Annotated in this window: 14 protein-coding genes; 6 read left to right on the forward strand and 8 right to left on the reverse strand. The window is 74.7% G+C overall.

Annotated features, from left to right (window positions below):
- Positions 1-237 precede the first annotated feature (237 nt).
- Positions 238-1236 (reverse strand): transcription termination factor NusA, encoded by a 999-nt coding sequence (nusA, locus tag LPA54_RS20920; protein ID WP_228980050.1) that lies wholly within the window; start codon positions 1234-1236, stop codon positions 238-240.
- A 2-nt stretch (positions 1237-1238) separates the two neighbouring features.
- Positions 1239-1739 carry a ribosome maturation factor RimP gene (gene rimP, locus LPA54_RS20925; protein ID WP_228980056.1) on the reverse strand — a complete coding sequence of 167 codons (501 nt, stop codon included), beginning with the start codon at positions 1737-1739 and terminating at the stop codon, positions 1239-1241.
- A gap of 152 nt (positions 1740-1891) precedes the next feature.
- Here rimP and LPA54_RS20930 point away from each other — a divergent pair, with 152 nt between their 5' ends.
- The 4 genes from LPA54_RS20930 to LPA54_RS20945 all read left to right on the forward strand — a co-directional run bounded on the left by LPA54_RS20930 (position 1892) and on the right by LPA54_RS20945 (position 5174).
- The gene (locus LPA54_RS20930) at positions 1892-2479 is read left to right on the forward strand and encodes a hypothetical protein (protein WP_228980058.1); all 588 of its coding nucleotides are present in this window, start codon (positions 1892-1894) and stop codon (positions 2477-2479) included.
- Positions 2476-2895, forward strand: a complete 420-nt coding sequence (locus LPA54_RS20935; RefSeq protein ID WP_228980060.1) for a DUF4439 domain-containing protein — start codon at positions 2476-2478, stop codon at positions 2893-2895. The genes LPA54_RS20930 and LPA54_RS20935 overlap by 4 nt, the downstream gene beginning before the upstream one ends.
- Before the next feature lie 45 nt (positions 2896-2940).
- Positions 2941-3945, forward strand: coding sequence for an aminoglycoside phosphotransferase family protein (locus LPA54_RS20940; RefSeq protein WP_228980062.1), 1005 nt, complete (start codon positions 2941-2943; stop codon positions 3943-3945).
- Positions 3946-4034: 89 nt separating this feature from the next.
- A complete protein-coding gene (locus LPA54_RS20945; RefSeq protein ID WP_228980064.1) occupies positions 4035-5174 on the forward strand; it encodes a slipin family protein in 1140 nt (379 codons plus the stop codon).
- A 131-nt stretch (positions 5175-5305) separates the two neighbouring features.
- Here the strand turns inward: LPA54_RS20945 and LPA54_RS20950 are convergent, their stop codons facing one another.
- From LPA54_RS20950 to dxr, 6 genes are all read right to left on the reverse strand, one after another.
- Positions 5306-7003 (reverse strand): proline--tRNA ligase, encoded by a 1698-nt coding sequence (locus LPA54_RS20950; RefSeq protein ID WP_228980066.1) that lies wholly within the window; start codon positions 7001-7003, stop codon positions 5306-5308.
- A gap of 156 nt (positions 7004-7159) precedes the next feature.
- On the reverse strand, positions 7160-7699 hold the full coding sequence (locus LPA54_RS20955; RefSeq protein ID WP_228980068.1) for a GNAT family N-acetyltransferase: 540 nt from the start codon (positions 7697-7699) through the stop codon (positions 7160-7162).
- 59 nt (positions 7700-7758) lie between these two features.
- Positions 7759-8604 (reverse strand): GNAT family N-acetyltransferase, encoded by an 846-nt coding sequence (locus LPA54_RS20960; RefSeq protein ID WP_228980070.1) that lies wholly within the window; start codon positions 8602-8604, stop codon positions 7759-7761.
- Positions 8605-8770: 166 nt separating this feature from the next.
- Positions 8771-9925, reverse strand: coding sequence for a flavodoxin-dependent (E)-4-hydroxy-3-methylbut-2-enyl-diphosphate synthase (ispG, locus tag LPA54_RS20965; protein ID WP_228980071.1), 1155 nt, complete (start codon positions 9923-9925; stop codon positions 8771-8773).
- 160 nt (positions 9926-10085) lie between these two features.
- The gene (locus LPA54_RS20970; RefSeq protein WP_228980072.1) at positions 10086-11387 is read right to left on the reverse strand and encodes an RIP metalloprotease; all 1302 of its coding nucleotides are present in this window, start codon (positions 11385-11387) and stop codon (positions 10086-10088) included.
- Positions 11384-12643, reverse strand: a complete 1260-nt coding sequence (gene dxr, locus LPA54_RS20975) for a 1-deoxy-D-xylulose-5-phosphate reductoisomerase (RefSeq protein ID WP_228980073.1) — start codon at positions 12641-12643, stop codon at positions 11384-11386. Before dxr ends, LPA54_RS20970 begins: the two co-directional genes overlap by 4 nt.
- Before the next feature lie 246 nt (positions 12644-12889).
- Here dxr and LPA54_RS20980 point away from each other — a divergent pair, with 246 nt between their 5' ends.
- Positions 12890-13564: a helix-turn-helix domain-containing protein gene (locus LPA54_RS20980; protein ID WP_228980076.1), complete on the forward strand. Its 675-nt coding sequence runs from the start codon at positions 12890-12892 to the stop codon at positions 13562-13564.
- Positions 13565-13703: 139 nt separating this feature from the next.
- On the forward strand, positions 13704-14165 hold the full coding sequence (locus tag LPA54_RS20985; RefSeq protein WP_228980078.1) for a hypothetical protein: 462 nt from the start codon (positions 13704-13706) through the stop codon (positions 14163-14165).
- The last annotated feature ends 41 nt before the right edge of the window (positions 14166-14206 follow it).

A 14206-nucleotide genomic window follows, 5' to 3' on the forward strand; every position in this document is an offset into this window, starting at 1 on the left:
TTGTCGTGATCCCGTCGTGGTCTCGTGGTTGCCCAACGTGACCGCGGCCGATCCTATTCCCGTCCGGCCGGGGTCGCTCCCGGTCGGACGGCCCGCCCGGACCGCTCGGGAGCGGCGCCCGCGGGCGACACGGACCGCCCAGTCTGCCCCACCCGTCCCGCCCCGGTCGCGCGGATTTCCGCGGCGGCCGGCGGCGGGGCAGGGGGACGGCGGTCCGAGGCGCGCCCCGGAGCGGGTTCAGGAGGCGTCCGGCGCCGGCTGCTCGGTGTCCGGGCGGATGTCGATGCGCCAGCCGGTGAGGCGGGCGGCCAGGCGGGCGTTCTGGCCCTCCTTGCCGATCGCCAGCGACAGCTGGTAGTCCGGCACGGTCACCCGGGCGGACCGGGCGGCGAGGTCGACGATCTCGACCTTGGAGACCCGGGCCGGGGAGAGGGCGTTCGCCACCATGTCGGCCGGGTCGTCCGACCAGTCGACGATGTCGATCTTCTCGCCGAGCAGTTCGGCCATGACATTGCGCACACGGCCGCCCATGGGGCCGATGCAGGCGCCCTTGGCGTTGAGACCGGACCGGGTGGCCCGGACGGCGATCTTGGTGCGGTGGCCGGCCTCACGGGCGATCGCGGCGATCTCGACGGAACCGTCGGCGATCTCCGGGACCTCCAGCGCGAAGAGCTTCTTCACCAGGTTCGGGTGGGTGCGCGAGAGGGTGACGGAGGGGCCGCGCACGCCCTTGGCGACGCGGACCACGTACGTGCGCAGCCGCAGGCCGTGCGTGTACTCCTCGCCCGGCACCTGCTCCTGCACCGGGAGGATGGCCTCCAGCTTGTCGTCCAGCCTGACCAGGACGTTCTTCGGGTCCTTGCCCTGCTGCACCATGCCGGCGACGATGTCGCCCTCGCGGCGCGCGTACTCGCCGAAGGTCACGTCGTTCTCGGCGTCGCGCAGCCGCTGCTGGATGACCTGGCGGGCGGTGGTCGCCGCGATGCGGCCGAAATCCGACGGGGTGTCGTCGAACTCCTTGGGCTCCTGCCCCTCCTCCAGGTCCGCCGGGTCCTCCTTCGCCCACACCGTCACGTGACCGGTCTGCCGGTCCAGCACGACACGGGCGTGGCGGCGGGCTCCCTCGGTGCGGTGGTAGGCGATGAGGAGGGCCGACTCGATCGCCTCGACCAGCAGCTCGAAGGGGATCTCCTTCTCATGTGCCAAGCCCTTGAGAAGCTTCACATCGATGTCCACGGCTACGCCTCCTCCTCTTCCTTCTTGTCCTTGCGGTTGAACTCGATCTCCACGCGCGCCTTGGCGACCTCGGCGAACTCCACGCGCCGGGCGGTGGGCTTGCGGCCCTTCACGCCCGGCACCTCCAGGTCCAGACCCTCGTCGTCCACGCCGAGGACGCGGGCGACCAGCTCGGAGCCCTCGGTGAGCCGCAGCTTCACCAGGCGCCCGGTGGCGCGCACGTAGTGGCGGTGCTCGGTGAGGGGGCGGTCGGCGCCGGGGGAACTCACTTCGAGGACGTACTCGTCCTCGCCCATCGCGTCCGTCTCGTCGAGCTTCTCGGAGAGGGCGCGGCTCACTTCGGCGCAGGCGTCCAGCTCCACGCCGTCGTCCGAGTCGACGATGACCCGCAGCACCCTGCGGCGGCCCGCCCGGGACACCTCGATCTCCTCGAGGTCCAGCTGCCTGGCGGCGACCAGCGGTTCCAGCAGCTCGCGCAGCCTCTCGCTCTGGGTGGTGCTCATCCGGGTGACTCCTCGGCCGCGTGTGCTGTTGTGGGTTCGTCGCGTGTCAGACAAAGGGTATCCGGTCGCGGAGGGTGTTGCCGTCCACCCCGTGACGGGCCGCGGGTACGCTCGCCAGCGGTGATCTTGCGGTATGTACCCGAAGGAGTGACGTGGAGCGCACGGGGCTGACGCGCAGGCGTGCCCTCGCGGTGGCCGCGGTCGGCGCGGTGCCCGCGGGCTGCACGGGTGCGGAGCCGGACGGCGGCGGGCCCGGCGGCGCGGCGCGCACGACCGCCGCCGACCGCGCCCGGCGCGCGGAGGCGGCGCTGCGCCGCCGCTCCGCCGCGGTGAGCGCCGAACTCCTGGCCGGATACGACGCGGCCTTGGCCGCGCACCCCTCGCTCCGCGCCCGCCTCGCGCCGCTGCGGGAGGCGACGGCGCGGCACGTGACGGCGCTGGCCCCGGCCGACGGGGCGGCCGCCGGTGCCGGCGGCGCCCGGGGCGCGCGGTCGGAAGGGCGCGCGCCCGCCCCTGGTGCGCGCGCCTCCTCGCCCGGCCCCGGGGCGCCCTCCGCGGGCGCCGCAGCCGCCGACCCCGGGGCCGCGCTCGCCGGATTGGCCGCGCTGGCCACCCGTACCGCCGCGGCGCACACCGCCGCGCTCGACGGCGCGCCGCCGGAGCTGGCGCGGCTGCTGGCCTCGGTCGCCGCGGCGGGCGCCGCGCACGCGTACCTGCTGGGCCCCGGGGCGCGGCCGTGAGCGCGCTGGAGGCCGCGCGGGCGGCGCTCGCGGCGGAGCACGCCGCGGTGTACGGGTACGGCGTGGTCGGCGCCCGGGTCGGTGACGCGCGCCGCGCGGAGGCCGCGCAGGCCCACGCCGCCCACCGGGCACGGCGCGACGCGCTGGTCCGGACGGTGCGGGGGCTGGGCGGTGCGCCCGTCGCCGCGGAGCCGGCGTACGCGCTGCCGTTCGCGGTGGCGGACGGCCCGGCGGCGGCGCGGCTCGCCGCCGAGCTGGAGGACCGGGTGGCGGGCGTCTACGCCGACCTCGTTCGGGCCGCCGGGGGGCCGCTGCGCCGGGAGGCCGCCGCGGCGCTGCGCGAGGCGGCGGTACGGGCCGTGCGCTGGCGGGGCGGGGGCGGCGTAGCCTTTCCTGGGCTCGCCGAGCGACCGTGAGCCGCTCACACGACTCAGCAGCGCAGGGAAGGGAACCCCGCACGCATGGCCCACGCCGGTGACGCCCCCGCTTTCGCTCCGCCGCGCCGCCTCGTGCGGGCGCTCGGCGAGACGTACGGCGGGGGCGGCGGGACGGCCGAGTGGCTCGCGGGGCTGCCCGCCGCCGCGCGCGGTGAGCTGGCGCGGCACGGCGCCGCGGCGGAGCGGGTGGTGGAGCCGGGCGGCCGCAGCAGCCTCGTGGTGCTCGTGCGCCTGGCCGGGGGCGAGCCGGCCGCTCTGAAGCTGGCGCCGCCGGTGGCGGGGCCGGAGCCGGAGCGCGCGGCCCTCGCGCACTGGGACGGCTGGGGCGCCGTACGGCTGCTGCCGCCCGCCGACGACGCGAACCTTGATGACGACGCCGACGACGCCGACGGGGCCAGCGGGACGGGTGCGGCCGCCGGCGGCGGTACGCCGGGCACGGCGGGGCTGCTGCTGGAGCGGCTGCGGCCGGACGTGTCGCTGCGCTCCCTACCGGACGCCAAGGCGCTGCTGGAGGCGGCCGGCACGGTCCGGCGGCTGTGGGTCGAGCCGCCCGAGGGCCACGCCTTCGAGACCGTGGCCGACCGGACGGAGCGCCAGGCGGCGGCCATGGCCGCGTACCGCGCGGACCCGACGGCGGGCCCCCTGGTGGCCGCCGCGCTCCGGGCGCGCGGGGAGCTGGTGGCGGCGGACGCGGAGGCGCTGCTGCTGCACGGCTGCTTCCGGCAGGGCAAGGTGCTGGCGGGCGAGCGGGCGCCCTGGCTTGCGGTGGGTCCCGAGCCGGTCGTCGGGGAGCGGGCGTACGACCTGGCGCGGCTCGTGCGGGACCGGGTCGAGGACCTGGTGGCGGAGGCGACCGGCGCGGCGACGGGGCGGCGGCGGGTGCACAAGCTGGCCGACGCCCTGGAGGTCGACCGCGACCGGCTGCGCGGCTGGACCCTGTTCCGCGCCGTGGAGTCCGCGACCCGGGCGATGGCCGCGGGGCGGGGGCGCGAGGCGGAGACCCTGTTGGAGTTCGCGGGCTGGCTCTGACCCGACCCCGACCTCTTTCGACCGTTTGGGTGCAATATGGGCGTATCTGCTCGTGCACGTCCGGGCCCATCCGACGGCAGGGGGTCGTCATGGTCGAGGAAGCAGTCACCGCGGTCATCCTGGCGGGCACGGCCGCCGGAGCGTACGCCGCGGCCGCCGTCAGGGTCGTCAAACAGTACGAGCAGGGCGTCGTCCTGCGGCTGGGGCGGTTGCGCAGCCGGGTGCGGGGGCCGGGGCTGACGGTGATCGTCCCCTTCGTCGACCGCATGCGGAAGGTGAGCATGCAGATCGTGACGATGCCGGTCCCCGCCCAGGACGGCATCACCCGGGACAACGTCACGGTGCGGGTCGACGCGGTGATCTACTTCAAGGTCGTCGACCCGGTCGACGCCGTCATCCGCGTCGAGGACTACCGGTTCGCGGTCTCGCAGATCGCGCAGACGTCGCTGCGTTCGATCATCGGCAAGAGCGAGCTGGACGACCTGCTCTCCAACCGCGAGAAGCTCAACGAGGGGCTGGAGCTGATGATCGACAGCCCGGCCGTCGAATGGGGCGTGACCATCGACCGGGTGGAGATCAAGGACGTGTCCCTGCCCGAGACCATGAAGCGCTCCATGGCGCGGCAGGCGGAGGCCGACCGCGAGCGGCGGGCCCGGCTGATCAACGCGGACGCGGAGCTGCAGGCGTCGAAGAAGCTCTCGGAGGCGGCCCGCGAGATGGCCGACACGCCGTCCGCGCTCCAGCTGAGGCTGTTGCAGACGGTCATGGCGGTCGCGGCCGAGAAGAACTCGACCCTCGTCCTGCCGATCCCCGTCGAGCTGCTGCGGTTCCTGGAGCGCTCCGCCGAGCGGGCCGAGCACGAGACCGCCGGGCACGGACGGGACCGGGGCGCCGGGGACCACGACCACCGCGACGGGGGCGACCGGTACGGCCGGGGGCAGGCCGGTGACGCCGGTGACGAGGGCGCGGGGGCGCACGGGGGCACGGGATCGGGCGGCGGGGCGCACGGCCCGTCGGCGCTCGGACCGGCGGTGCGGGGGCCGTCCGCGCTGGACCCGGCCCCCTGGGAGCCCGCCGCCCACCCCCTGGGGCGGCGGCCGACACAAGGCCAGGGCCAGGACCAGGACCAGGGCCAGGGGCGCCACGAGCCGTCCCCGGCGCACCCGGCACATCCCGCGCCGCCCCTGCGGATCCGGGACGAGGACGCCGGTACCGCCGGGTGCCTGTGACGCACGCCCCGCCCGTCCGGCGGGGGCGGGTACGCGCGCACGCCGGTGCGCCGCCCCGGGTGGGGCGGCGCACCGGCGTGCGGGTGGTCACGCGCCCGTGACGCCTGCGGCGGGGCGCCCGGGGGGAGCGGTCAGGCCGTCAGGCGGGCCACGGCCTCCTCGACCGTCAGCTCCTCGCGCTCACCGGTGCGGCGGTCCTTCAGCTCGACGACGCCCTCGCCGGAGCGGCGGCCCGCCACGAGGATCCGCGGTACGCCCAGCAGCTCGGCGTCGGTGAACTTCACGCCCGGCGACACCCCGGCGCGGTCGTCGACGAGGACGCGCAGCCCGGCCTCGCCGAGCTTCTCCGAGACCTCCAGGGCCAGCTCCGTCTGGAGGGCCTTCCCGGCGGCGACGACGTGCACGTCGGCCGGGGCGATCTCCCGGGGCCAGCACAGGCCCTTGTCGTCGGCGGTCTGCTCGGCGAGGGCCGCCACCGCGCGGGAGACGCCGATGCCGTACGAGCCCATCGTGACCCGGACGGGCTTGCCGTTCTGGCCGAGGACGTCCAGCTGGAAGGCGTCGGTGTACTTGCGGCCGAGCTGGAAGATGTGGCCGATCTCGATGGCGCGGTCCAGCTTCAGGCCGGCGCCGCACCGCGGGCAGGGGTCGCCCTCCTCGACCACCACGACGTCGAGGTACTCGTCGACCTGGAAGTCGCGGCCGGACACGACGTTGCGGGCGTGGGTGTCGGGCTTGTTCGCGCCGGTGATCCAGGCGGTGCCGGGGGCGACGCGGGGGTCGGCGATGTAGCGGACCTTGTCCAGGCCCTGCGGGCCGACGTAGCCGCGGACCAGGTCGGGGCGGCCCTCGAAGTCGTCGGCGGTGACCATCTCGACGACGGCCGGGGCGAGGTGGTCCTCCAGCTTGCCGAGGTCGACCTCGCGGTCTCCGGGCACGCCCACGGCCACGATCTCGCCGTCCACCTTCACCAGAAGGTTCTTCAGCGTGGCCGACGCCGGCACGCCGAGGTGCTCGGCGAGGGTCTCGATGGTCGGCGTGTCCGGGGTGTCGAGCTCCTCGACCGGACCGTGCGCCGAGCCGTCGGCCGGCGCGCCGCCCGCGAAGGTCACGGCCTCGGTGTTGGCCGCGTAGTCGCAGGACGGGCAGTGGACGAAGGTGTCCTCGCCCGCCGCGGCGGGGGCCAGGAACTCCTCGGAGGCCGAGCCGCCCATGGCGCCGGAGACCGCGGACACGATCTTGTGCCGCAGGCCGAGCCGCTCGAAGATCCGCACGTACGCCTCGCGGTGCAGGCGGTAGGACTCGGCCAGGCCCTCGTCGGTGGTGTCGAAGGAGTACGAGTCCTTCATCTGGAACTCGCGGCCGCGCAGGATGCCCGAGCGCGGGCGGGCCTCGTCGCGGTACTTCGTCTGGATCTGGTAGAGGATCACGGGCAGGTCCTTGTAGGACGTGCACTGGTCCTTGACCAGCTGGGTGAAGATCTCCTCGTGCGTGGGGCCGAGCAGGTAGTCGGCGCCCTTGCGGTCCTGGAGGCGGAACAGCTCCGCGCCGTACTCGTCCCAGCGGCCGGTCGCCTCGTACGGCTCCTTCGGCAGCAGGGCGGGCAGCAGGACCTCCTGGCCGCCGATGGCGTCCATTTCCTCGCGCACCACGCGGGCGACGTTCTCCAGGACCTTCTTGCCCAGCGGCAGCCAGGACCAGATGCCGGCGGCGTTGCGGCGGACGTAGCCGGCGCGGACGAGCAGCTTGTGGCTGAGCGTCTCGGCGTCCGCCGGGTCGTCGCGCAGTGTCTTGACCATCAACCGGGACATGCGCTGGACCTGGGCCATGGGGAACTCTCTCCTGCGGTCAAATGTGTGATGGGCAGGAGGTTAGCCGGGCGGCCCCGGCGGGCGGAAATCAACGGGCCCCGCGCGCCCCGCCGCCGCGGGCCCCGGCGCGGTCTCGCCGCTCCCCCGCCGCACCGCCGCGCCCGCCTGACGGGCTCACTGCCGGCGCAGCGGCAGATGGGCGCCCATCACGGCGTACGGCCGCGCCGCGCTGGGGAAGTGGACCTGGCGGGCCAGGTCCCGGTAGCCGAGGGAGCGGTAGAGCCGGCGGGCGGGGCTCTCGACGTCGATGGCGGAGAGGAGGGAGCGGGGCTCGTCGGCCGTGCCCGTGATGGTGGTGATCAGCTCGGTGCCGATGCCCCGGCCCTGGTAGTCGGGGTGGACGTGCAGTTCGGTGATGACGAAGGCGTCGTCCAGCCAGGACTCGCCGCCCTCGCGGACCAGGTAGGGCTGGACGACCGTCGACCACCAGTGGACGCGCTCGTTGGGCATCCCGTACACGAAGCCGACGAGCCGGCCCGAGGAGGTGGTCGCCCCGTACGCGCGGGCGCCGCGGCAGGCCATGTGGCGGACCACGATGTGGCGGCGCACGGCGACCTCGCCCTCGCTGAGGCCGAAGGCGACGGCCTGTACGGCCAGCGCGTCGTCCGCCCGCGCGACGAGGTCGAGCGGTCCGACCACCACGGCGTCATCCATGGTCGAACCCTACGTCGCCGCACCGCCGTCCGAACAGCTCGCGCGGGGCGGCGCGGTGGTCAGAACAGGACACTCATGAACGCGCCCACCTCGCGGAAGCCGACCCTGCGGTAGGCGGCGCGGGCGGGGGCGTTGTAGTCGTTGACGTACAGGCTGACGACGGGGGCGACGTCGGCGAGGGCGTAGCGCAGCACGGCCGCCATGCCGGTCTCGGACAGGCCGCGGCCGCGGTACTCCGGGTCGACCCAGACGCCCTGGATCTGGCAGGCCCGGGGCGTGGCCGCGCCGATCTCGGCCTTGAAGACGACGCGGTCGTCCTCGACCCGGGCGAAGGAGCGCCCGGCGGCGACCAGCTCGGCGACGCGCGCCTGGTACAGCAGCCCGCCGTCGCCGGCGGTGGGCGAGACGCCGACCTCCTCGGTGAACATCGCCACGCACGCCGGCATGATCAGGTCCATCTCGTCCCTGCGGACGCGGCGGACCAGCGGGTCGGGCGCGACGTCCGGGGCGGGCCGCTCGGTGACCATGAGCGGCTGGTGGGGCCGTACGTCACGCGCGGGGCCCCAGCTGGGTTCGAGGAGCCGCCACAGTTCGGCGGTGGCCTGCGCGGGGCCCACGATCGAGGAGCAGCGGCGCCCGGAGCGGCGGGCGCGGTCGGCGAAGGCGCGGACGGCCTCGGGGGTGGCGCAGATGGGGACGAGGTTGGCGCCGGCGTAGCACAGGGAGCGCAGCCGCCCCTCGGAGTACCAGCCCCACATCTCGCCGCCGAGGCGCCACGGGTCGAGGCCGGCCGCCTGGACGCGGGCGGTGACGAACGCGTTGGCGACGGGGTCGCTCTCCAGGACGGCGAGCGCGGCGCCGAGGTCCCCGGGTTCGAGGACCCGGGTTGTGGTGTGCGTCAACACGAGGGGGCCTCACCAGTGGGTCTGTCGGTCACCGCACTGTACCCGGCGCTCCGGCGACCTGACGGGGCCCGCGGACGGGGGACGCGGGCGGGCCCCGGTGGGCGTCGGCGGGCCGCGCGGACCCGCGTCCCGGCCGCCGCGGGCGGCCGGGCGCAGGCGGCGGGGGTCAGCTGACGGAGACCTCGGGCTCGCCGGACGCCACGCCGTCCTTCTCCATCTGCTCGGCGATCTTCATCGCCTCCTCGATGAGCGTCTCCACGATCTTCGACTCGGGGACGGTCTTGATGACCTCGCCCTTGACGAAGATCTGGCCCTTGCCGTTGCCGGAGGCGACGCCGAGGTCCGCCTCGCGGGCCTCGCCGGGGCCGTTGACGACGCAGCCCATGACGGCGACGCGCAGCGGCACCTCCATGCCCTCCAGGCCGGCGGTGACCTCGTCGGCGAGCTTGTACACGTCGACCTGGGCCCGGCCGCAGGACGGGCAGGAGACGATCTCCAGGCGGCGCTGGCGGAGGTTGAGGGACTCCAGGATCTGGATGCCGACCTTGACCTCCTCCGCCGGGGGGGCGGAGAGGGAGACGCGGATGGTGTCGCCGATGCCCTCGGCGAGCAGCGCGCCGAAGGCGACGGCGGACTTGATGGTGCCCTGGAAGGCGGGGCCCGCCTCGGTGACACCGAGGTGCAGCGGGTAGTCGCACTGGGCGGCGAGCTGCCGGTAGGCGTTGACCATCACGACCGGGTCGTTGTGCTTGACCGAGATCTTGATGTCGCGGAAGTCGTGCTCCTCGAAGAGGGACGCCTCCCACAGGGCGGACTCGACGAGCGCCTCGGGGGTGGCCTTGCCGTACTTCTGCAGGAGGCGGCGGTCGAGGGAGCCGGCGTTGACGCCGATGCGGATCGGGGTGCCGGTCTCGCGGGCCGCCTTGGCGATCTCCTTGACCTTGTCGTCGAACTGCTTGATGTTGCCGGGGTTGACCCGGACCGCCGCGCAGCCGGCGTCGATGGCGGCGAAGACGTACTTGGGCTGGAAGTGGATGTCCGCGATGACCGGGATCTGGGACTTCCGAGCGATGGTGGCCAGCGCGTCGGCGTCGTCCTGCGTGGGGCAGGCCACGCGGACGATCTGGCAGCCGGAGGCGGTCAGCTCGGCGATCTGCTGGAGCGTGGCGCCGATGTCGGAGGTCCGGGTCGTGGTCATGGACTGCACCGACACGGGTGCGTCGCCGCCGACGGCCACCGAGCCGACCTGGATCTTGCGGCTGACCCGGCGTTCGGCCAGCTTGGTCGGAACGGACGGCATGCCGAGAGAAATCGCGGTCATCTGCTGTGCAACCCCAAGGTGTGGATCGAGGTCCCGTATCGGCGGGCTCCAGGGCTTCGAGATTACAGGTGGCGTACTGCCGCCAGCACATCGCGGCGGGGCGCGCCGCCGTGTAGGGAGCGGCCGGGCGCGCCCGCGCGCCCGGCCGTACACCCGGGTGCTACGAGATCTTCACCGGGTTCACGATGTCGGCGAGCAGCACGAGCACCGTGAAGCAGATGAAGACGCCCGCGACGACGTACGCGACCGGCATGAGCTTGGCGACGTCGAAGGGGCCGGGGTCGGGGCGCCGGAAGACCCGCGCCACGTTCCGCCGCACGGACTCCCACAGGGCGCCGGCGATGTGCCCGCCGTCCAGGGGGAGCAGCGGCAGCATGTTGAAGAGGAACAGCGAGAGGTTGAACGTCGCCAGCACCAGCAGGAAGGACGCGACGATGTTCTGCGTCGGCACGTCGAGGTTCATCACCTCGCCGCTGATGCGGGCGGCGCCCACGATGCCGACCGGGGAGTCGGCCTTGCGCTCGCCGTCGCCGAACGTGGCGTTCCACAGGTCGGGGATCTTGCCGGGGAGCGCGATCACGGCGTGCACGCCGTCCTCGATCATGTCGCCCATGCGGTCCACGGACTCGCCGAAGCCGAGCGGGACGATCTCCGTCTTGGCGGCGAAGCCCAGGTAGCCGGCGGCGACGTACTGGCCGGGCACGGCCTCGCCGTCGGCGTCCTTGCGCACCACCAGGTTCTTCTCCAGCGTGGGGTGCAGGTCCAGCCGCTGCCCGTCGCGCTCCACGGTGACGGTGGCGGGGCCGATGGTGTCGCGGATGCGGGCGGAGAGCTCGGCCCAGTCGGCGACGGGCTCGCCGTCGAAGGCGACGATGCGGTCGCCCTCGCGCAGCCCGGCCGCGTGCGCCGGGGAGGGCCGGTCGCTCGGGGCGCAGGTGTCGCGCTCCTCGCTCTGGGCGATGACGCACTTCTGCACGCCGGCGACCTCGGTGGTCTGGGTGGCGAAGCCGAAGGACATGGCGACGCCGAGGAAGATCGCGACGGCCAGTACGAGGTTCATGAACGGCCCGGCGAACATGACGATCACGCGCTTCCACGGCTTGCGCGTGTAGAAGAGCCGCTTCTCGTCGCCGGGCTGCAGCTCCTCGTACGCCGCCGAGCGGGCGTCCTCGATCATGCCGCGCCAGGGGGAGGTCGAGCGGGCCTCGATGCGGCCGTCCGTGCCGGGCGGGAACATCCCGATCATGCGGATGTAGCCGCCCATCGGGATGGCCTTGATGCCGTACTCCGTCTCGCCCTTGTGCCGCGACCACAGGGTGGGGCCGAAGCCGACCATGTACTGGGGGACGCGGATGCCGAAGAGCTTCGCCGTGGAGAGGTGGCCGAGCTCGTGCCAGGCGATGGAGAACAGCAGCCCCACGGCGAACAGCACGATGCCGAGGAGCGTGAGCAGAACCGTCATGCGCCGACCTCCACCGTCGTCCCGGCGGCCTTCGCCGCCAGCTCCCGGGCCCGCGCGCGGGCCCACGTCTCCGCTTCCATGACGTCCTGGACCGTCAGCGGGGTTCCCGGGGCGGGTGCGCCGTGCTCGGCGACGACCTCGGTGACCGTGTCCATGATGCCGGTGAAGGGGAGCCGGCCGGCGAGGAAGGCGTCGACGCACTCCTCGTTGGCGGCGTTGAAGACGGCCGGGGCGGTGCCGCCCAGCTCGCCGACGTGCCGGGCGAGGCCGACGGACGGGAAGGCCTCGGTGTCGAGCGGGAAGAACTCCCAGGTCGACGCCGTGGACCAGTCGAACGCCGGGGCCGCGTCGGGGACGCGCTGGGGCCAGCCGAGACCGATCGCGATGGGGCCGCGCATGTCGGGCGGGGTGGCCTGGGCGAGGGTCGAGCCGTCCGTGAACTCCACCATCGAGTGCACGTACGACTGCGGGTGGACGACGACCTCGATGCGGTCGAAGGGGATGTCGTAGAGCAGGTGGGCCTCGATCACCTCCAGGCCCTTGTTGACGAGCGTGGCGCTGTTGACCGTGATGACGGGGCCCATCGCCCAGGTGGGGTGGGCCAGCGCGTCCTCGCGGGTGACATCGGCCAGCTCGGCGCGGGTGCGGCCGCGGAAGGGGCCCCCGGAGGCGGTGACGACGAGCTTGCGGACGTCCGCGCGGGTGCCGGCGGCCAGCGCCTGGAAGAGAGCGGCGTGCTCGGAGTCGACCGGGATGATCTGGCCCGGCTCCGCGAGGGCCTTCACCAGCGGGCCGCCGACGATGAGCGACTCCTTGTTGGCGAGGGCCAGCGTGCGCCCCGCCCGGAGCGCGGCGAGCGTCGGCGCCAGCCCGATGGAGCCGGTGATGCCGTTGAGCACGGTGTGGCAGTCGGAGGCCGCGACGTGGGTGGCGGCGTCCGGCCCCGCCAGGACCTCCGGCAGCGGCTCGGAGCCGTAGAGCGCCCGCAGCGCCTCCCGCAGCGCGGGGACCGCGTCCTCGCGGGCCACGGCCACCGTGCGCACCCGCAGCCGGTGCGCCTGCTCGGCGAGGAGGCCGACCCTGCCGCCGGCGGCGGACAGCGCGGTGACGCGGAACCGGTCGGGGTTGCGCAGGGCCAGGTCGATGGCCTGGGTGCCGATGGACCCGGTGGAGCCGAGGACGACGACGTCCCGGCGGCCTTCGGTGGGATCGAAGGCGATGTGCGGGTCGGCGAGGGGTGATGGGCTGTCGCTCATGCCCCCCATTCTTGCCGCATCCGCCCCGGCCTTTGACCGGGTCCCCCGGCGGGATCCCCCGGAGGGTCCCACTCCGCTCCCTCCTCCGGCGCGGACTGCGCCGCGTCGCGGCCGCGGGGGCGCGGCGACACGTCGGAACTCCTTCACTCGGCGGGCCGGTCCCGGGAACATGTCCGCGGAGACCAGGGCCGGGGCCGCGCGGCTGTTCGGGGGACGCGGCCGGGTCACGCCATCCGGGGGGATGCCATGGACACAGCCGTACGCGCCGGGGCGGCGGGCGGGGGACGCGGGGTGCTGGAGGGGGCGTTCGCCCTGCTGGAGGCCCTGCGCCGGCACGGCGACGAGGCGGGGGTGACCGAACTGGCGGTCGCCTGCGGACTGCCCAAGAGCACGGCGCACCGGCTGCTGGAGCAGTTGGTGGCGCTCCGGGCCGTGGAGCGGCACGGCCTGCGCTACCGGCTGGGCGCGCAGCTCTACCGGCTCGGCCAGGGCTGGCAGCCGCACCCGGGGCTGCGGGGGGCGGGGCGCCTGCCGCTGCACCGGCTGCGGGCCGCCACCGGAGGCAGCGTGCTGCTGGCGGTGATGCGCGAGGAGCGGGCCCTCACGGTCTGTTCGGTGCCCGGCCGGGTGGAGTCGCTGGTGCCGGTCCGGGACGGCGGGGCGTTCCCGCTGGACACGGCGCTGGGCAAGGCGCTGCGCGGCCCGGTGCGCGGCGGCGCCGTACTGGACCGGGAGGAGGTGGTGGCGGGAGTCTGCTGCGCCGCGCTGCCGGTGCGGTCCCCGGCGGGGGCCGTGGTGGGTGCGGTGGCCGCGATGGTGGAGGCGGGCCAGCGGCTGGAGGTGGTGGCGGGCCGGGTCGCGGAGGCGGCCGCCGCCGTCACCCGCGCGCTGGCCCGGTCGCGTGTCGAGGTGCGGCCGTGAGGCGCGTCCGGCCGCGTTCCGCTGAGTGGGACGCGCGTGGAGGCGAGTCGGTGGCGGCGGGCAGGGTGGAGCCGTGCCGGGGGAAGGCACGGGCCCCGCGGGACGACGCGGGGCCACCACACCGGAGGGGGAACCAACCATGCGTGGAATCGTTCGAGTGGCCGCAGCCGCCCTCGTCCCGCTCGCCGGCGTCGCCGGCTTCGCCGGGACGGCGCAGGCCGAGCCGATCGACTACGTCCGCATCGAGCTGCTGCAGCTGACCTGCCACCAGCAGAGCGAGGGCGATCACGACGAGGCCTACCTGAAGGTCACCGACGCCAACGGCAACGCCGTCAAGGTGTGGCCCGGAAGCCTCAAGTACCAGACGATGGGCGCGGGTTACGTGCGGTCGATGGCGGACGGCAACGGCAACGCGGCCCTCGTCCTCGGCAAGCAGCAGGCCCGCACCATGACGCTGTGGGACGACGACACGACGAGCGGCGACGACAAGCTCGGCTCGACGCTCGTCACCGGCAGCGAGGCGGGCGCCGAGGTCCAGTACCGCTCGCTGGAGGGGTCCGGCGGCGTCTACACCATCGCCTACCGGGTCATCGACATCTGACGGCCCCGGCGCCCCCGCGCGCCGGTCCGCCGGGCGGGTGC

Origin of the sequence: Streptomyces sp. DH12 (assembly GCF_020873895.1) — a bacterium.
Taxonomy (GTDB): Bacteria; Actinomycetota; Actinomycetes; order Streptomycetales; family Streptomycetaceae; genus Streptomyces.